At 65.2% G+C, this 15,512-nt stretch carries 25 protein-coding genes; 8 read left to right on the forward strand and 17 right to left on the reverse strand.

Going from position 1 to position 15,512, the window contains the following annotated elements:
- Nucleotides 1–12 precede the first annotated feature (12 nt).
- The 17 genes from AC1DCU_RS12270 to AC1DCU_RS12350 form a co-directional block, all read right to left on the reverse strand.
- A complete protein-coding gene (locus tag AC1DCU_RS12270) occupies nt 13–2,328 on the reverse strand; it encodes a hypothetical protein (protein ID WP_442251238.1) in 2,316 nt (771 codons plus the stop codon).
- A 51-nt stretch (nt 2,329–2,379) separates the two neighbouring features.
- Complete coding sequence (locus AC1DCU_RS12275) at nt 2,380–3,900, reverse strand: hypothetical protein (protein WP_442251239.1); 1,521 nt, start codon at nt 3,898–3,900, stop codon at nt 2,380–2,382.
- A gap of 112 nt (nt 3,901–4,012) precedes the next feature.
- On the reverse strand, nt 4,013–4,486 hold the full coding sequence (locus tag AC1DCU_RS12280) for a DUF2280 domain-containing protein (RefSeq protein WP_442251240.1): 474 nt from the start codon (nt 4,484–4,486) through the stop codon (nt 4,013–4,015).
- Nucleotides 4,487–4,516: 30 nt separating this feature from the next.
- Entirely contained in the window at nt 4,517–5,101 is a 585-nt protein-coding gene (locus AC1DCU_RS12285) for a putative metallopeptidase (protein ID WP_442251241.1), read from the reverse strand.
- A 55-nt stretch (nt 5,102–5,156) separates the two neighbouring features.
- Entirely contained in the window at nt 5,157–5,471 is a 315-nt protein-coding gene (locus AC1DCU_RS12290) for a hypothetical protein (protein WP_442251242.1), read from the reverse strand.
- Entirely contained in the window at nt 5,464–5,670 is a 207-nt protein-coding gene (locus AC1DCU_RS12295; RefSeq protein WP_442251243.1) for a hypothetical protein, read from the reverse strand. The genes AC1DCU_RS12290 and AC1DCU_RS12295 overlap by 8 nt, the downstream gene beginning before the upstream one ends.
- Nucleotides 5,671–5,833: 163 nt before the next feature.
- The gene (locus AC1DCU_RS12300; RefSeq protein WP_442251244.1) at nt 5,834–6,313 is read right to left on the reverse strand and encodes a hypothetical protein; all 480 of its coding nucleotides are present in this window, start codon (nt 6,311–6,313) and stop codon (nt 5,834–5,836) included.
- Nucleotides 6,310–6,507, reverse strand: coding sequence for a hypothetical protein (locus AC1DCU_RS12305; protein ID WP_442251245.1), 198 nt, complete (start codon nt 6,505–6,507; stop codon nt 6,310–6,312). Before AC1DCU_RS12305 ends, AC1DCU_RS12300 begins: the two co-directional genes overlap by 4 nt.
- Nucleotides 6,504–6,974, reverse strand: a complete 471-nt coding sequence (locus tag AC1DCU_RS12310) for a hypothetical protein (RefSeq protein ID WP_478014178.1) — start codon at nt 6,972–6,974, stop codon at nt 6,504–6,506. Before AC1DCU_RS12310 ends, AC1DCU_RS12305 begins: the two co-directional genes overlap by 4 nt.
- Nucleotides 6,971–7,252 (reverse strand): hypothetical protein, encoded by a 282-nt coding sequence (locus tag AC1DCU_RS12315; RefSeq protein WP_313114954.1) that lies wholly within the window; start codon nt 7,250–7,252, stop codon nt 6,971–6,973. The genes AC1DCU_RS12310 and AC1DCU_RS12315 overlap by 4 nt, the downstream gene beginning before the upstream one ends.
- Nucleotides 7,253–7,388: 136 nt before the next feature.
- Nucleotides 7,389–7,856: a recombination protein NinB gene (locus tag AC1DCU_RS12320; protein ID WP_442251247.1), complete on the reverse strand. Its 468-nt coding sequence runs from the start codon at nt 7,854–7,856 to the stop codon at nt 7,389–7,391.
- Between the two features lie 202 nt (nt 7,857–8,058).
- Nucleotides 8,059–8,445, reverse strand: coding sequence for a DUF551 domain-containing protein (locus AC1DCU_RS12325; protein ID WP_442251248.1), 387 nt, complete (start codon nt 8,443–8,445; stop codon nt 8,059–8,061).
- Nucleotides 8,442–9,881 carry a replicative DNA helicase gene (locus AC1DCU_RS12330; protein ID WP_442251249.1) on the reverse strand — a complete coding sequence of 480 codons (1,440 nt, stop codon included), beginning with the start codon at nt 9,879–9,881 and terminating at the stop codon, nt 8,442–8,444. The genes AC1DCU_RS12325 and AC1DCU_RS12330 overlap by 4 nt, the downstream gene beginning before the upstream one ends.
- The gene (locus tag AC1DCU_RS12335; protein ID WP_442251250.1) at nt 9,878–10,729 is read right to left on the reverse strand and encodes a hypothetical protein; all 852 of its coding nucleotides are present in this window, start codon (nt 10,727–10,729) and stop codon (nt 9,878–9,880) included. The genes AC1DCU_RS12330 and AC1DCU_RS12335 overlap by 4 nt, the downstream gene beginning before the upstream one ends.
- The gene (locus AC1DCU_RS12340) at nt 10,729–11,343 is read right to left on the reverse strand and encodes an HNH endonuclease signature motif containing protein (protein ID WP_442251251.1); all 615 of its coding nucleotides are present in this window, start codon (nt 11,341–11,343) and stop codon (nt 10,729–10,731) included. The genes AC1DCU_RS12335 and AC1DCU_RS12340 overlap by 1 nt, the downstream gene beginning before the upstream one ends.
- Nucleotides 11,340–11,705, reverse strand: a complete 366-nt coding sequence (locus AC1DCU_RS12345) for a hypothetical protein (RefSeq protein ID WP_478013530.1) — start codon at nt 11,703–11,705, stop codon at nt 11,340–11,342. The genes AC1DCU_RS12340 and AC1DCU_RS12345 overlap by 4 nt, the downstream gene beginning before the upstream one ends.
- 285 nt (nt 11,706–11,990) lie before the next feature.
- Nucleotides 11,991–12,191, reverse strand: a complete 201-nt coding sequence (locus AC1DCU_RS12350) for a hypothetical protein (protein ID WP_442251253.1) — start codon at nt 12,189–12,191, stop codon at nt 11,991–11,993.
- Here AC1DCU_RS12350 and AC1DCU_RS12355 point away from each other — a divergent pair.
- The 8 genes from AC1DCU_RS12355 to AC1DCU_RS12390 all read left to right on the forward strand — a co-directional run bounded on the left by AC1DCU_RS12355 (nt 12,190) and on the right by AC1DCU_RS12390 (nt 15,479).
- Nucleotides 12,190–12,738: a hypothetical protein gene (locus AC1DCU_RS12355; protein ID WP_442251254.1), complete on the forward strand. Its 549-nt coding sequence runs from the start codon at nt 12,190–12,192 to the stop codon at nt 12,736–12,738. The two genes, AC1DCU_RS12350 and AC1DCU_RS12355, sit on opposite strands and share 2 nt — an antisense overlap.
- A gap of 7 nt (nt 12,739–12,745) precedes the next feature.
- A complete protein-coding gene (locus tag AC1DCU_RS12360) occupies nt 12,746–13,108 on the forward strand; it encodes a hypothetical protein (RefSeq protein WP_442251255.1) in 363 nt (120 codons plus the stop codon).
- Nucleotides 13,105–13,476 (forward strand): surface-adhesin E family protein, encoded by a 372-nt coding sequence (locus AC1DCU_RS12365; RefSeq protein ID WP_442251256.1) that lies wholly within the window; start codon nt 13,105–13,107, stop codon nt 13,474–13,476. The genes AC1DCU_RS12360 and AC1DCU_RS12365 overlap by 4 nt, the downstream gene beginning before the upstream one ends.
- A gap of 138 nt (nt 13,477–13,614) precedes the next feature.
- A complete protein-coding gene (locus AC1DCU_RS12370) occupies nt 13,615–13,944 on the forward strand; it encodes a hypothetical protein (RefSeq protein ID WP_442251257.1) in 330 nt (109 codons plus the stop codon).
- A gap of 97 nt (nt 13,945–14,041) precedes the next feature.
- A complete protein-coding gene (locus AC1DCU_RS12375; protein WP_442251258.1) occupies nt 14,042–14,293 on the forward strand; it encodes a hypothetical protein in 252 nt (83 codons plus the stop codon).
- The gene (locus AC1DCU_RS12380; protein ID WP_313251119.1) at nt 14,280–14,429 is read left to right on the forward strand and encodes a hypothetical protein; all 150 of its coding nucleotides are present in this window, start codon (nt 14,280–14,282) and stop codon (nt 14,427–14,429) included. Before AC1DCU_RS12375 ends, AC1DCU_RS12380 begins: the two co-directional genes overlap by 14 nt.
- The gene (locus AC1DCU_RS12385) at nt 14,419–14,874 is read left to right on the forward strand and encodes a hypothetical protein (RefSeq protein ID WP_442251259.1); all 456 of its coding nucleotides are present in this window, start codon (nt 14,419–14,421) and stop codon (nt 14,872–14,874) included. The genes AC1DCU_RS12380 and AC1DCU_RS12385 overlap by 11 nt, the downstream gene beginning before the upstream one ends.
- A gap of 188 nt (nt 14,875–15,062) precedes the next feature.
- A complete protein-coding gene (locus AC1DCU_RS12390; RefSeq protein ID WP_442251260.1) occupies nt 15,063–15,479 on the forward strand; it encodes a hypothetical protein in 417 nt (138 codons plus the stop codon).
- Nucleotides 15,480–15,512: the final 33 nt, after the last annotated feature.

Genomic DNA, 15,512 nt, shown 5'->3' on the forward strand with positions numbered 1-15,512 from the left:
GTGTTGCTCCTATCAGGCTTGGATGGGATCGGCGGCAGGCTCGCCGCCAGGAGGTGCTGCGGGAACGGGCGGCTGCTGGCCACCCTGCGGAGGCGGCGCACTGCCGGGCACGGCCTGAGCCGGGGCGGCCTGCTGGCTGCCGTCGTTCTGGGGAATGAGCTGGTCGATGTCGAAGCGCTCGCCGCTGCGCTCTGCGGTCAGACGCATCAGCTGCTCCAGCGAGTCGGCGATGCTGTCGGGCGAGGCGCCGCGCAGCTGGCCAATCTGGGTGATGCCGGTCTGCAGCAGCGGTAGCAGGTTGGCCCAAGACTGCCGCTCCAGCGCGGTGTTCGGCTTGCCCGACGAACCGGCGCGGATCTCGATGCGCACGAACTCGGCCAGGTCGTCCGGCCCCATGTACGGCGGCCAGAACGCGGTCGGCCCGGCGATGAAGCGCACGTCCTCGTCGCTCAGGTACACGCGGGCGATCTGGCAGGTGTATTCGGCCAGCTCGCTGAGCACCGATTCCATGTTGTCGCGCCGGCTGCTGCTGCGCGCCTGGAAGCCCTGCTGCTGGATGTCCGCCTCGGTGGCGGTCTTGGCCGTGTTGATCGAGCCAGTCAGCGCTTCCTGCACGCCCCAGATGCGCTCCAGTTCGGCGAGGATGCGCGTGCGGTCGTACAGCGATGGATCCATCTGCGCATAGGTGATCGGCACCAGCAGGGTGCGCAGGTCGGCGTTCGGCTGGGTCGCCTTGATGGCCACCATCTCGCCGGTATCGGCCTTCGCCAGCTTCTTGGCCTCCTCCTCATCCATCGCACCAGCGTGGAACGCTGTCTTCGGCTTGATGCGCCGGCGGTGCTCCGTCTCGGCCGAGCCGATGCGGTTGTACTCGTCCATCAACTTGGTCGAGCGGCTGACCAGGCTCTGCGGGTGGCGCTGGCCGTCCACCTCCGACGTGCAGATCACGAAATACGGGTAGAACCGGGTCGTGGCCGGCGGGTTGAACGCAGGCTTGACCCAGAACGGAACACCGGTGATCGCGGTCAGAACGGTGTTGCTCTCCGCATCCCAGATCTCGATGCGGCGCACAAAGCACCCGTTGGCGCCGCCGTCGGCATTGGCGGTGTAGGCGTCGGCCTCCTCAGCCGTGGCCGAGTCGCCGGTGAGGCCCACGCTCTCGTTCTTGCCCATGCAGGGCTTGCGCGGCGCATAGCGGGCTGCCTTGCGCAGGATGTTCTCGGCGTTGCCGTCCTTGTCGAACTGCGCGAGGTACGGGCCGTGCTCAGCCAGCGCATCCTCGTAGGATGGGTAGGAAATCTCGGCGTTCCAGGGCGCATCGACGTGATTGGCGATGGTGAAGCCCGGCGCCACCTGGAAGTTCTCTCCCGCCACGTTGTCGATCGCGTAGCCACGGGCCACGACGCGCTCGGCCCCATTCTGGATGGCGGCTAGCTGTCGCTCCAGATCGGCGACCTTGGCCTCCTCGTTGTTGCCGAATACGCCCTTGACCGTATCCCATGCCTGGGCGCCGAAGCCGGCTGTGCCGTCTTCCAGCTCCTGCTGCAGCGCCTTGGCCCGCGCGATGTTCTGCTGCAGGTCGTTGATCGCCGTCTGCGTCTCGGGCGAGATCTCGGTGCGCTCCTGCCACGTCGCCTTCAGCACGCCCGGGCCGATGGTCAGCGAGGACCGGACCCACGGACGGCCGCGGCGCTTCAGCTGCGCGTCCTTCCACATCTGAGTTCCCACAGCCTCCAGCGTCTCGGCGAACTGCTTCATCTCCCGCGAGCGCTTGGCGTACTGCTTGCGCAGCTTCAGCACTTCGTCGCCGACCAGCTTCTCCACCGCACCGGTGGCCAGATAGCTCTCCTGCGCCTGCTGGCCCTGCTGGAACGCCTCTTCCGGGGTGATCCCCTGCGCGGTCATCTGCACGGCGATCTGCCGACCCACCTCAATGGCGTCCTGCTCGGCCTGCTGCTGGATGCCAGCCATGACCTGCTCGTCGGACTCGATGATGTCCCGCAGCTGCTCGGGCGTCGGCATGCGATGCGCCGGGCCGGGCGACACGTCGAAGTCCGGATTGCGGGCGTAAAGGAACGCCTCCTGGATATCGATGTAGGTACCGATCAGGTTCGCGTCGACCAGGAACCCGGAATCCCCTCGCGCCTGGCGCCGGTCCTTTACGTACTGCTGCCGGGCGTCCTTGTCGAACTCGCGGGCCTGCTCGAAGCGCTCCATCCAGCGCCTTACGTCAGCCTGCATGCGGCTGATCTGCTTGGCGCGCGCCGGATCGGGATCAGCGGCGGCCGCGATCCCGGTTTCGAGTGCTGCGATGGGTTGGTCTGCCATGGTCGGGCCGGTGTGCGAACTGCCCCCAAGGTGCCCGGTCTGCCAGAGGCATCAACGGTAGTAGCGTTCCCGCTTTTCCTCGTCGCCGCGGTCTTCCCGCTCCCTCGCTGCGTACCAGGGATCGGTGAACGGCTTGGGCGGCTTGCGCTTGGCCACGGCCGGTTTGGACGCTGGCACCATGTCGGCGATACCACGGCCCAGCAGGCCGCACACGTCCACGCCATCATCGAACCGTGCGCGCGGGAAGTTGACCAGCAGGTCTATCAGCCGCTTCACCAGTGGATTGCCACGCGGGAAGCGCACCCTGCCCTCCTTCACCAGCGCCCGGAACGCCTGGACCTTGGCCACCTTGTCGCCAATGTGCGGCAGGTACTCGTAGTTGGCGAACATGCTGTCCTCCTTCTGCAGGAGGCGCCGCACTGGCTTGACCGCGTTTTCCTGGCCACCGACCTCGCCGAACCACCACAGCGGCTTGTGCTGCCTGATCAAGGACAGCTGGGCCGCGACGCTCTTGTCCAGTTCGACCTGCTGCGCCCACCAGTCCACGATCCACAGCACGCTCAGGCCGTCGGGCCGGGAGCTGCCATCATCCAGCCCCACCACACCATGCTCGGTGTAGTCCGGTTCGGACTTCTTCTCCAGGTCCCGCTCTGTGACCGCGAAGTCGCTCGCGCCGTACTTCTTCAGCCGCGCCGGCAGCTCCTCCGGGTCATACCAGAGGTCATCGAAGTCACTCAGGTTGAACTGGTTGCCCGACTCGGCCTTGGGCCGGCCCTGATACAGACTGGCCCAGGTGCGGGCCTTGGCCTTGTACTGCGCCCAGTGCTCGGGCGAGAACCACTCGGGCCACAGGTACTCGCCGATCTTGCGGCCGAGCGGGTCGTCGGCGCGGTCAGCCTGCGCGGGGATGCACAGAACCTCCCACACTTGGCCATCGCGGCACTGGATCGGGCCGGACTCGCCGTCCCAGTCCTCAGGCAGGATCGAACCGGCCAGGTCTTCGGGGTGCCATCGGGTCTGGATGAGAATGATCGACGCGCCAGGCTTCAAGCGGGTCAGCAGGTCGTCGTCGTAGGCAGCGCGGGTGCTCGCCTGAATCGTCGGACTGTCAGCCTCAGCACGGCCGGCTACCGGGTCATCGATGATGAGGGCATCGGCACGGGCAGAGGTCACGCCGCCCAGGATGCCGGCGGCCAGCAGCCCCGAGTCGTTGGTCAGCTCCCACTCGTCCACCGCGGCGCTGCCATCGCGCAGCATGGTTGGCCGCTCCCAGATCGAGGCGTACTCGGGACTGGAACAAATGGCGCGACACCGCTTGGACGATCGATAGGCCGGCTTGGCCGCGTAGCTCGTGCTGATCACCTTGAAGCCCGGCCACTTGCCCATGGCCCAAGGTGGCGCAACGACACCTGCATAGGTGGACTTGGCCGAGCCTGGCGGCATGAACACCATCAGCCGCCCCATGGGCTTGCGCAGGCATTCCTCCACCTTGTCCAGCAGCAGCTCGTGGTGCTGGGCCAGCGGCAGGCGCTCGGCATCGCCGCACACCCAGCTGCTGGGGTCATCATCCACCGGGGCGCCAGGGATCGGGATCGACAGCGCGAAGGCTTTCAGAGATTCGCGGGAGCGGCGGCGGCGCAGTAGCTCAGCAGCAGCTGCAGCAGGGCTGAGCTTGGCGCGGCCATCAGCCACCGGCGGCGCCCTTGCCTGCCGCAATGGCCAGCAGCTCGGCCTCCGTCATCTCGGTGGCCTTGCGCAGGTCCACGCCGCCTGAGTGCTCGATCTCGCGCCGGTTCGTGTATGCCCCGCCGGTCTCCTTCGCCGCCTGCTCCAGCAGCTGAGCCGCCAGCGCCATGTTCTTCATGCTCTCGGCCTTGGTGGCCATGCGATCGAGGGCTCGCAGCCGGAAAGCTCGATTGGCGATAGGAATGTTGACCGTCTCCTCCTTGAACCTGGCCCGGGACTCGTGGAACAGGGTCACCCACTTGGCGCCAAGGTCGCGCCCGGCGAACTTCGTGGGGTCGTGGCTCTCGGCCTGTTGGCGACTGATCTCCGTGTTGAACTGCGTTCTGACGGCCTCAACCACCTGAGAAGGCGTGTCGAAGCAGGCCAGAGACTGGACGATGAAGGCTTTGATGTCGGAACTCAGCGCTGCCATTGCGGCTCACCTGTCATAAGGGGTCGCAGATCAGGAGGCGCGCTGGAGGCACGTCCCACAGGCGTGAGCCACGTCCGCAACGGCCACTTCGGGCTTGCTGCTGGCGGCTTCCACCATCTGCTGTACTTGGGCACTTGGGCCATACCGACGGACGACGCCCACGAACTCCTCAACGTCGTGGCCGCGCATCTCCAGCGCTGGCAGGCCGTCCTTGCCGAACTTGGGCGCCCCGTACGAATCCTTGGCCTGGGCGATGTGGTACAGCTCGTGTTCGATCAGGGCGCAGAACTCGGCGTCGCTGCACTGGCTGCAGTAGTCGGCCGCCAAGGTGATGACGAACGACGGCACCCGGCCGAACCAGTCGACCATCTGCCGTTCCATCCGGCCACGCTTCCAGCCTCCGGCCATGAACATGACCTGCTCGGCCTGGCCGATGACCGCCTTGCCCTGCTTGGTGAAGGCCGTTTCGGCCCACAGCACGCCTATGTCGGCGTCCTGCAGGTGGTAGTGATCCGGGTTGGTCAGCGCGCCATCCTCGGACAGGATCTGCTCGCATACCCACGCCCATACCGCCTCGGACGGGACGAACCGCGCCCACGGGTGTTCGAAGTCCACCGACAGCAACTCCCCTGGCGGCATTGGCCTGTTGACCGTGCTGGCCTTGGGCTGCTTACCCGCCATTGGCAGCCTCTGCGACCCTCAGCCGCTCCAACACCTTGGGCAGGCGCTGGATCAGATCCTCGACCACGGCAATGTCATCTGCAAGGAATGCGTCGCGGGCGGCCTTCTCTGCCGCTTCCCGCTCCATCTGCTCTCCGACAGTCTTGGCGATGTACCGCACTCCAGCGATGATCTGCCGATCACGTGCAGGGCTGAAACCAGTCCAGCGACGGATTACCTCGTCCACATCTCCACCAGCGCGAACACAATCGGCAGCGTCCTTGGTCAGGCGCTCTTTCTCGGCATTGGTGAGCAGGTCATCCACGATCCACCTCCGCCTGCAACCGCACCTGCCCCTGCCGGGTGATGCCGAAGCGCTCGCCCTGCTCCTGCGCGTAGCCGTGGCTCACCAGCGAGTCCAGCAGCGAGTCGCCGCCGCGGTGGTGGTCGCGCCACTCCTGGCGGGTCAGGCTGAACTGGGCGGCCAGGTGCTGCAGGCCCTGCGTGATCGGGTCCAGAGTCACGGCAGGGCCTCCTCGGTCCCACGGGCGATGAGTGGCACGGATCGGGGTTGCAGCCCCTCTCCGCCGCCGCAACGCGGCAACCCGTTCCCTCGGTGCTGGCTGTTGCCCACCTGCCAGCTGGGGCTACCGATTTCTCCCTCGGTAGACGGGCGCATGTAAGCGGTCACGCGGCACGCTCGGGCAGGCCGAACAGGTCCAGCTGCACAGGCATGGCGCGTTTCGGCGCCGGCGCGGTGGCGATGCCCAAGTGCTCGAAGATGTCCTCCAGCACGTTCGCTGCGGCCTCGGCCGTCACGCGCGGGAACCGGTACATGCCCACCAACCACGGCCAGTACGGAGAGCGCTCGCCCTTGCGGGCCATCTCCACGGCCACCGGCTTGTCCTCTTGCAAGACGAACGCCTGCGAGGTCTCCGGGTTGATGAGCAGGTAGCTGGCTACCGTGCATGCGCGTTGGTTCTCTGCGATTCGTGGAAGGATCAGTTCAAGGGCGCTCGCCGGGTTGATCGGGTCGACCACGCAAACCGCGCGTGGCTTCCAGACCTGCCGGAACGGAACACCCTCAGTTGTACCGGTGCGGCGCGGAGCATCAACGGACGCGGCCATCTTTCGACCTCCGGTGCGGGGTTGGGTTACCTGGCTCATTGGCTTGCCTTCCTGCGGTTGATCTCGCGGCGCATCAGCTGCGCCTCGGTCTTGAACGCGCGGGCCTCGTGTAGCACCTCGCGCATGTCGTAGCCCTTCCGGTGCAGGCTGAAGATCTCGGCGGCCAGAGCGTGGTCGAGGCGTGCAACCACCTCCAGCTCCGGCGTGGTGTACTGGCTGAAGGTCGGGCTCACGCTGCCCTCCTCGACTCGGGCGTTATGCCCGCCACGGTGACGGCCACACCCAGCGCAGCCCACGCGTGCGACTTGACGCCATAGGTTGCCCCCGGGGCCTTCTTGGTTCCTTGCGGGCCAAGCAGGTCCAGCAGCGCCTGACGGATGTTGGCGTCCTTGGCCTTGGTGCTGCCGCACAAGTGCAGCTTGACGTCTCGGCGATAGACCAGCCTCACGGCGTCCGGGTGCCGCCACACCTGCTGGAAGCGCCCGACCCACACGCAAGTCTCGAATACCTCCCGGCCTACGGCCATGCCGTAGCTGGCGATCATCTCAATTGCCAGCTGGTCCTCGCTGTAGCGGTTCCAGCCGGYCACTATGGCCAGCAGCTCATGGTTCGGAATCACACCAGATTCCAGAACACTGCCGCCCTGTAGCAGGCACCACCCGCTTTCCTCGGTGCCGGGATCGATGGCCATGATCCTCATGCCGCACTCCTCTGACCCAGCCGCTGCAGAGTCACGTTCAGGGCGGCCAGCTCGTCCATCTTCATGATGGTCCACATGCGTTTCTGCCCGTGGATCCCATTGAAGCTGCCCTGGTGGCAGTCCTTGCAGAGCGCCACGGTGGTGTAGTGCTGGCCCTGGTTGATGTGGTGGGCGTCGGACGGTGCCGGCGCATCGCACACACTGCAGGGCAGATGCTTCACGGCCTCCAGGTGCGCGCGCTCGGCCGCGGTGAAGGCCTTGGCGTTCTTGGTCCTCATCGACGACGCTCCCCGTGCCGTTTCGTGGCCGCGCATCGGTCGAGAGCAACGATTACGCCCAACCTGATCCGGGCAACGTCTTTCGAACGGCAAAGGAAGCAGAGCTGCGCCAGAACGTAGTCCAGTGAGCTGCCCATCACGCAACCCTCCTGCTTGGCGGCGCGAACTGCGCCAGTTTTTCCACTGAGCTGTCCGACCAGCGCACCCGGTCCGAGAACTCGGCGTGGATGAAGGTCAGGAAGTCGCCCATCTTTCGGCGGCTGTACTTGCTGGTCTGGGCGCCGAGCATCACCACGCCGCCGCGCAGGCCGGGGGCCCATTCGGTCTCCTCCTCGAACGCAGCGGTCAGCACGTCCTTCCAGTCGTAGGGCGTGGCCTGCCTGGTGCTGCCGTCGCGGCGGGTGATCACCAGCGGCACCTGCTTGGCGATGTCGCTCAGCGCCGGCCACATCGCCGCGTTCTGGTCGAGCGTCCGCTTCGGCTCGTCCAGGGTGATCTGTACCGGGCCGCCCTTGATCCAGTCGTTGATGCCGCTCACGACGTTGGACAGCACCTGCGGCCAGTTCCGGTTCCCCTGCGGGTCGATCAGGAAGGTGCGCTTCATGCCTTCTTCCTCCAGCGCATGCAGCGGTTGCAGTAGACGTTGCCGCCACCGCAGTGACTGCACTTCGGCTCCTCAAAGTGGAACTCGGTGCAGTCGCCGCAGAAGTCGGTCCAGCACCACACCAGCCAGTACCAAGTCCCCTCGACGCAGCGGGGGAACCAGAGGAACTGGCGCTTGTACTCAGGCCGAGGCGATCCCCACTTCATCCCTCCACCTCCGGCGGAGCGGGCAGCGGCTGCCAGTGGGTGGGCGCTTCGGTAATCGAAGTACCGCCGCCGACAGTTCTCCACTCGCCCTCGTAGCGGCTATCCCAGAAAACCATGTACTGGTTCTGGCGTTCCGGGCACCACACCAAGATCGAGCGCGTCGTCTTCGGCGCCGACTCAATCGGCTGCCACTGCGGGGCGCGGGTTGCGTGGCCATAGCCCGTGTCGAACCCGAAGCGAATCAGCTGCCCGATAACCCGCAGCTCAAACTCGTAGCTCTCCAAGTCTTCGCCGTCGCGGACGTTACCGGCCTCCTGATGGTGGCCCCACTCATTGAGGCAGCTGGCCAGCAGTTCGCGGGCCTTCAATTCGATCTCGCTCATTCGTCACCTCCTTGGCGCCCACGGCGGCTACCGAGTCGCGGCGCAAGCTGGCGCGTCGGCTTCCTCGGTTCGGGCGGGGCTTCGTTGAACTCGTAGGCGGGGCCGTCCCAATCGACGGCGCGCTGGTACTGGTACTGGTTGCGCAGGGCAACGACGGTGCCGGTCTGGATGTTTCGGCCCTTGCCAACGATCACCTCGACCAGGCCCGGCCGGTCGTTCGGGTTGTAGACGTCGGGGCGGTGCACGAACAGGATCACGTCCGCCACTTCCTCGATGCCGCCGGAGCCGCGGATGTGCTTCACCTCGGGGCGCTTTGCCTCGGCGCCGGCGCGGTTGAGCTGCGCAAGCACCACCACCGGGCACTTCAGGAACTTGGCCAAGCCCTTCAGGTCGCGCAGTGCCTGCCCACGCTCCAGTGCCTCGTCCTGCTTCCCAGGTAGCGTCATCTCGTGCAGGTGATCCAGCACCACCAAACGCAGCGGCTTGCGAGCGTGCGCGCGTTTGGCGCGGGCCACGATCTGCGGTGCGCTCAGCTGCGGGTCGTCGTCCAGCAGAATTGAGGCGCCCATCATGTCGCTGATGGCGGCAGTGGCGCGGGACCAGTACAGGTCGGCGTCCTCGTTCCCGTCCGAGCCCTCCTGCCCGATGATCCACTGCAGCGGGATCTCGCCCAGCGCGGCGACGTCGCGGGCGGCCACGTCGGTGTCGTTCATCTCCATGGAGAACACCGCCACCGCATCGCCGCGCAGGCCGGTGAACCTGGCCAGCTGGAACCCGAGCAGCGACTTGCCCATGTTGGAGCGCGCCGCCAGCACGATGACCTGGCCGTCCTGCAGACCGCCGATTGCCTTGTTCACGTCGGCCCACGGCGTGGGCATGCCGATGGGCTTGCCGTCGCGGTGCCGGGCCAGCAGCTCGTCGGAGAACCGCTTCATCACCTCCCGGTAGGGCCGCAGTCCCGTGGAGCGCACCGGCGCGATGCTGTTGAGGCGAGAAGCCATGTGCGCGGCCAGTTCCTCGGCCGAATGCCCCCGACGGTTGTAGGCCGCCTGCAGCGCCTTCTGGCAGATGTCGATGAACTGCCGCTTGTGCGAGTGCTCAACGATCACCTCGCCGTAGCTGACGACGTTGGCCGAGGTGTAGGCGCTGCCGGCCAGCTCCAGCGCCAGCGTCACCAAGTCGTCGGCACCGGCCTCCACGTTGGCGTAGATCCACTCGCCGACGGTCACGGCATCGGCGGGCTTGTTGGCCCCGCACAGGGCCACGATCGCCGCATAGATGGCCTGGTGCTGGTGGGAGTAGAAATCCTGCTCGCTCAGCCAGTCCTGCACGTTCGCCAGCTCGGCGTTGTGCAGCATCAGGCCGGCCAGCACTGCTGCCTCAGCGTCGAGGTTGTGGGGCGCGCTGTCGCCCATGGGATCCATGACGGCGTTCATCGGCGCAGCTCCAGGTAGTTCCCTTCGATGACCTTGGCGAAGTTCTTTGGCCTGACCAGCCACTCCAGCGTGCAGGCGAAGGCCCGGCCATCGCGGTCAGTGCGTTCGCCCATCAGGAACGGCATCTCGCGCACCGAAGCGAAGAACTCCCGCCACCAGTCCAGGTTCTGCCGTTCCGGCGCCCCCTTCCAACGGGCGCGCAGCAGCTCCTTCCGGTCCTCTTCCCACACCCGGACCTGCGCCAGCTCCGGGAGCACCTCGTGGTACAGGTCGATGATTTCCATGTGCGGGCAGTTCGGCACTGCCGGCTTCTTCGGGCGGTTACCGAGCAGGTCCTGCCCTTCTTCGGCATCGTTGTCGGCGTGGTCGTCAGTCGCGGCATCGCCGCCGGCTGTCGACAAATCCACGCCAGTGGATTCCTTTCCCTGTTCCCTTCCTTTCCCTTCCTTTCCCTTCCTTTCAGGTGATGAGTCCTCACTGAGCGTTCCGTGAGCGCTCAAACCATCACCCCAAACGATGTGTATCACCTTGATTTTGCTGGCTGTCGGACGGTTTACCCGCTGGTGCTCGTCAAACTTCACCACTCGGCCGTAGCGCTTTCCGTCAGCACCCGCGCCAAGCTCGATATAGCCAACGTTTGAGAGCTGATTGAGCATTTCCTGCGTGCTCAGTGAGTACTCACGGAGCGGCAAGCACTCGGCTTTGACCAAAGCAGGATTGGCGTTGAAGTACCCCTCGTCATCGGCGTGGTTGAGCAGCGCCGCCGCGAGCATGTGCGTGATCTCCGGAAGCGCACTGAGGTCCTCGTGCTTCCAGAATTCAGGCTTGATTGTTCGGATGCGGGCCACTACGCAGCTCCCAAGAGGTCAGGCTGCGGCGTAGCCGTGCGCCGGGCTTCCGCCCTGGCCTGCTCGGCCGCGCATCGGGACAGGTGCGCGACGATCTGCTCGCGCGTCATGGGCGGGCTGGACTCGGCCAGCAGCACGCACTCTTCAAGCCGCTTCAGGTACTCATCACGATTCATGGAGACCTCCTGCTGGATGAGCTGGTCACGCCGCTCTACTGCCGCACCTACCGTCGGGAAGACCCCGGCATAGACGCGCCCGCCATCGGCGCACGGGATTCGCACAACGAACCCCCGTGGATGCAGGTGGACACAACGCTCGCCAGTGGCACCTCTCATCCTCTGGTGGCGGTTGCGGGAGTTCTGAGCGCTGGTAACGCAGCGAAGGTTGGAGCGCTGGTTGTTGAGGGTGTCGCCGTCGATGTGATCGACACACATGCCCTGCTCCGCTCCAGCGATCAGCCGGTGCAGGTAGATCCGCCGCCCGGCTTCAGTTCGGTACGCGTAGACGTGCCGGCCGCGATGCGTGCTGGCGCTCCACTTCTTCCCACCATGCTTGGCGTGGTCCACGTCATCGAGAACGCATACCAGGTCGCGCGAAAGCTGCAGGCGCTTCATGGCCAGCGGACCCCCAGCTTGTTGAGCGTGCTGGTCAGGCCGGCCAGCTGCTGCTGCAGCTCGGCCAGTGCCTCGGCCGTGGCTGCCTCGGGGGAGATCAGGTAGCGCTCGATCAGGTAATGAACCGGCGACACGTCGCGCGTCTCGGCGATATAGCGCTCCAGGTCATCGATCGACAGGCCGCGCGGTTTGCCGCCGCTGTCGCAGCCGGCGAGCTTCTCGCTGAGCTTGGACGGGGCCATATCGAGCCGGCCGGCGATGGTGGTAACGCCGGCTCCGCTGTAGACCTGGGAGGCGATATGCTCCCGCAGCGTCTTGCTGCGAGTCAGGCCGTCTTCGAAGGTGATTTGCAGACTTTTCATGCACTTATCCGGTTGGTGGGAATGCAGGGGTCAACGTGTTCCCCTGCGTTCCCCTGACTGGTCCTGAAAATGGCCGCTCCCCAAAACTAGAGCGGCCAGTGGTGAATTCAGAGGTGAAGCGGTCGAGCGGTGTCGTGGAGCTGGTGCCAGTTGCAGGCCGGCTGTTCGTGCTGAGGCGCTACGGCGATCGGGTGAAAGTCACCCAGGTGGAGCGGAAGACCCCGCCCGCTCCCGGCAGCGGCACCGTGGTGCCCTTCCCTGCCCGGGGTCGGTGAGGTGGTCATGTCAGGGACGACGCCGGCGAGCGGCCTTGCGCTCGGTGGTCACGGCGAGATCAACGAGTGCCTTGCCAACCTCATAGGTCGGCTGCATCAGGCCGCGGCGAATCCGGTTGATGGTGGACTGCCGGGCACCCACAGCAGAGCCAATGCTCTGCTCGGTCAGCCCAGCGGCGCGGAGACGTTCGATGGCGAGTGAGGGGTTCATGGCCAAGGAAAATATCCCATTCGGGATACGCATGGAATCCCCAAATGCATTTTGTCCGACGAACGGTATGCGGGATCATTCCTGTATGCATGACGACGACCTGCCCCGCCGCAATATTCAGTTCCTGATTGACCGCCACCAGGCAAACGCCACTGAAGTTGGCGTCAAGTCTGGGGCGGGCCAGTCATGGGTCAGTCGATACCTGAACAACAAGATCGACAAGGCAAATCCCGAGAAAATTGGCTTAGTCGCTAAGTTCTTCAACGTCTCAGCAAGTGACGTCATGTGGACTGACCTGTCCGCTTCGGCCGACGCTTCGCCGTCTCAGCCCGTGGGATCGGAGCGCGAGATAGTTGCAGCCGCAGTGAAGTTGGTGAGCGAAATGGAGGCCATGGCGCCTGAGCCGCTCCCCAAGGAGACCTATGCGGATCGCCTGTACGTGGCCATGAAGGTGGTCCAAGAGGAAGGTGCCGCTGGGATCATGGACGACAGCAACGTGATCGTTGCCCTACGTCGCTTCGCTGCCGAGCTTCGTAAAACAGGGTGAGGACAGCATGGCGATCAGCGACGAGCGACTGAAGGAACTAGCAGGAGAGATGGCTGAGGCCATGGGGATGAAGCCGCGTAAGCCTTCTGCCCCAACCATCGTGAGGCGCGGCCAAGTCGTCCCATTTCAGAGATCGGGCATGGATGGAGCTACCCGCGACATCGTCTATGCGCGGATTAGGGATTTGGCCCGCATGTACTGGCTGGCTTGGTTGATCCGCCAGGAAACTGCACACGTCCGCGGGGTCATCGAGTGTTTGACCGACGACGAGCTGCTGGACTTGAAAGACAAAATGGAGCGAGCCAGGGAGTGCCGCGTTGAGGGCATCGGGTTCGATGAAGCAGGACTGGTCAGGGAGCAAAGACTATGATCGCGGTACTTCTAACACTCGCACTTTCCACCTCAGCAATCTCCGATCGGTGGGTTGAAGTGGGCGCCACTGTCGTTGGCGGGAGCGTCTATGTGGACAAGTCGACCGTTGTGAAGTCTGAGGACGGAACCACCGTGTGGGTGAAGTTCGTCGGAGGCGGCGAGCGGGTTTTGGGGTCTCCACTGGCAGCTGAAGCCATGGCCCGCGTGTCATTCTCTTGCTCTCAAATGACCTACTCGGTCCATGACGTTATACGTCGCGATGGTGCTGGCCGGCCGCTTCCTTCGCAGGCTGCGGACAAGGTCGGTGATCGTACGGTCGTACCAGATACGATCTACGAAGCCCTCTGGAACGCCACCTGCCGTTGAGTAGGTAGATGTTCTACCTACCGTTCGTCGGCTAATGCATAAAAATATCCCGTTCGGGATTGCGCAAGTATCCCGTTTTGCATATCGTTCTCCCAACGCCGCAGCACACCCACTCCCGGGAGCGGCTTGGAGACGAAGATGGGTCTGCACACTGCAACCGACATCGCCCGGAACGCCCAGCGGAGCTTTGATGGCCTGCTGCCGGCGGACACCGAGGTAGACAGCACTGCGCTGGAATCGCTCCGCGCTCTGCCGGCCATGCTCGAGGACGTGCTGGGCTACCAGGGCCCGACCTTCTGGGCCAAGGCCGCTCGCCTTCTGGACAGCCACAAGGATGCCGAGCTGGCCGAACTGTTCCGCAGCACGCGGGACCGGATCGTCAACGAGAAGGTTGAGGACACCGCTGGCGACGAGTCGATTTCCGCGAACGGCGCGATCGACCTGCTGCTGAAGAGGTACGCGGCATGACCGCCGCCCACCGCTACGCGCTGCGCCACACGGTCGCCTATGCGCTCGCTTTTTGCTTCGGCGTGACTGCCTGCTTGCTGGCGCAGGCGGTGCTGTCGTGAGCCGGGCCGATGCCGAGGTGGTCTTGGACACACTGATCTCGTTCGCAGCGCGTGATCTGGCAGCAGATGACCCGCGCCGCGACTTGATCACGGCCGGGCACGAAGTGGCCGCCATGTTCAACGAACTGCGCGCCGCGGCCTACGCCTCCCTGGTTGCGCGCGACTTGGCCGACCAGATGGCCGCAGACGAACGGCTGGACCGCGCTCTGGCCGCGTGCGAACCGGAGGGTCCGCATGAACCCGTTTGACCGACTGGATGCAGCCTTCGCCGCGCAGTTTGGCGCGCTGCCGCCCATCACCCCGCCGGTGTCGCTGGCCGATGCCGAAGCCCAACACGAGGCCGTGAACGGCCTATTTGCTGAGGAATCGAACGATGAGCAGTAAGCACACGCCTGGGCCGTGGGCCTATCAAGAGGACAGCGATGCCTACACGCACATCGTCCGCGGACCCAACAACCGGTTCATCTGTCAGCTCAATCAATCCACTTCCGCCGAAATCGAGGCCAACGCCCGCCTGATCGCCGCTGCGCCGGAGCTGCTGGAGGCATGCCAGACGTTCGCCGAATGGCTGCGTCGCGAGGAAGGTGTTGGCGACCTTGAAGCGCCTTGGCGCGGCAAGCGCGATACGCCGGAAGGTGAGGCGGCTTGGCGTGAGTGGTACTACGAAAACCTTCGCCTGTGCGGCTTGGCCCAAGAGCAGGCCCGCGCCGCCATCGCCAAGGCCACGGGCGCAATCGGTGCGCAGCAGCGAACGCAACCGTCCAACCATCCGCCATGCCCCGGTTGCTTCGACACCGAGTGCAACGGCGAGTGCATGGAGAACTTGTGATGCGCCTCCTGACCCTCCTCGGCTGCCGCAACCGCACCGACCTCGCCGCCTGCCTCGCCAGCTACGGCCTGCTGGGCTACCTCGCCTGGCTGATGGTCTGGCCCGCCTGAATTCCCCCGCCCTTACGGGCCCCGCGCCGGCCCGGATTCCACGACGCCGGCATTTTTCCCCGAGACCAAGGAATTGCCATGTCAGCACCCACTTTCCAGATTCCACAGGACGTCATCCAGCCGATCATCCAGGCCAACATCACGGCGGCCATTGCGCAGGCGTTGGGCGGTAGTGCGAATGTCCTGGAGAAGGCCATCAGCACGATTCTCTCCACACAGGTGGACGGCGAAGGAAAGCCGAGCAGCTACAGCCACCACTCCCATAGGAGCTGGCTTGACTGGGCCGTTGGTGACGCCATCCGCAAAGCCGCGCGCGCAGCTATCGAGGAGCAGATCGGCACGCTGCAGGCGGCGCTCAAGGAGCAGATGGTTGCCCAGCTCACGAAGAAGAACTCGCCTCTGATCAAGCAGATCGCGGAGGGCCTGGCAGCAGGCGCATTCAGCCCCGAGGCAATCAAGTGGCGTCTGACGATCAGTCCCGAAAGTCGCGACTGATCCACACCAGGCACCCGCCCGGCGGCGGCTCCG

Source organism: Stenotrophomonas sp. 10L48, from assembly GCF_056395105.1.

Bases quoted from the DNA above. Each gene is read 5' to 3' on its own strand.
- AC1DCU_RS12345 (WP_478013530.1), bottom strand. From the start codon at position 11,705: ATGAAAAGTCTGCAAATCACCTTCGAAGACGGCCTGACTCGCAGCAAG.
- AC1DCU_RS12325 (WP_442251248.1), bottom strand. From the start codon at position 8,445: ATGAGCGAGATCGAATTGAAGGCCCGCGAACTGCTGGCCAGCTGCCTC.
- AC1DCU_RS12270 (WP_442251238.1), bottom strand. From the start codon at position 2,328: ATGGCAGACCAACCCATCGCAGCACTCGAAACCGGGATCGCGGCCGCC.
- AC1DCU_RS12315 (WP_313114954.1), bottom strand. From the start codon at position 7,252: ATGAGGACCAAGAACGCCAAGGCCTTCACCGCGGCCGAGCGCGCGCAC.
- AC1DCU_RS12340 (WP_442251251.1), bottom strand. From the start codon at position 11,343: ATGAAGCGCCTGCAGCTTTCGCGCGACCTGGTATGCGTTCTCGATGAC.
- AC1DCU_RS12330 (WP_442251249.1), bottom strand. From the start codon at position 9,881: ATGAACGCCGTCATGGATCCCATGGGCGACAGCGCGCCCCACAACCTC.
- AC1DCU_RS12385 (WP_442251259.1), top strand. From the start codon at position 14,419: ATGAGCAGTAAGCACACGCCTGGGCCGTGGGCCTATCAAGAGGACAGC.
- AC1DCU_RS12390 (WP_442251260.1), top strand. From the start codon at position 15,063: ATGTCAGCACCCACTTTCCAGATTCCACAGGACGTCATCCAGCCGATC.
- AC1DCU_RS12320 (WP_442251247.1), bottom strand. From the start codon at position 7,856: ATGAAGCGCACCTTCCTGATCGACCCGCAGGGGAACCGGAACTGGCCG.
- AC1DCU_RS12360 (WP_442251255.1), top strand. From the start codon at position 12,746: ATGGCGATCAGCGACGAGCGACTGAAGGAACTAGCAGGAGAGATGGCT.
- AC1DCU_RS12300 (WP_442251244.1), bottom strand. From the start codon at position 6,313: ATGAGCCAGGTAACCCAACCCCGCACCGGAGGTCGAAAGATGGCCGCG.
- AC1DCU_RS12280 (WP_442251240.1), bottom strand. From the start codon at position 4,486: ATGGCAGCGCTGAGTTCCGACATCAAAGCCTTCATCGTCCAGTCTCTG.
- AC1DCU_RS12370 (WP_442251257.1), top strand. From the start codon at position 13,615: ATGGGTCTGCACACTGCAACCGACATCGCCCGGAACGCCCAGCGGAGC.
- AC1DCU_RS12365 (WP_442251256.1), top strand. From the start codon at position 13,105: ATGATCGCGGTACTTCTAACACTCGCACTTTCCACCTCAGCAATCTCC.
- AC1DCU_RS12350 (WP_442251253.1), bottom strand. From the start codon at position 12,191: ATGAACCCCTCACTCGCCATCGAACGTCTCCGCGCCGCTGGGCTGACC.
- AC1DCU_RS12355 (WP_442251254.1), top strand. From the start codon at position 12,190: ATGGCCAAGGAAAATATCCCATTCGGGATACGCATGGAATCCCCAAAT.
- AC1DCU_RS12380 (WP_313251119.1), top strand. From the start codon at position 14,280: ATGAACCCGTTTGACCGACTGGATGCAGCCTTCGCCGCGCAGTTTGGC.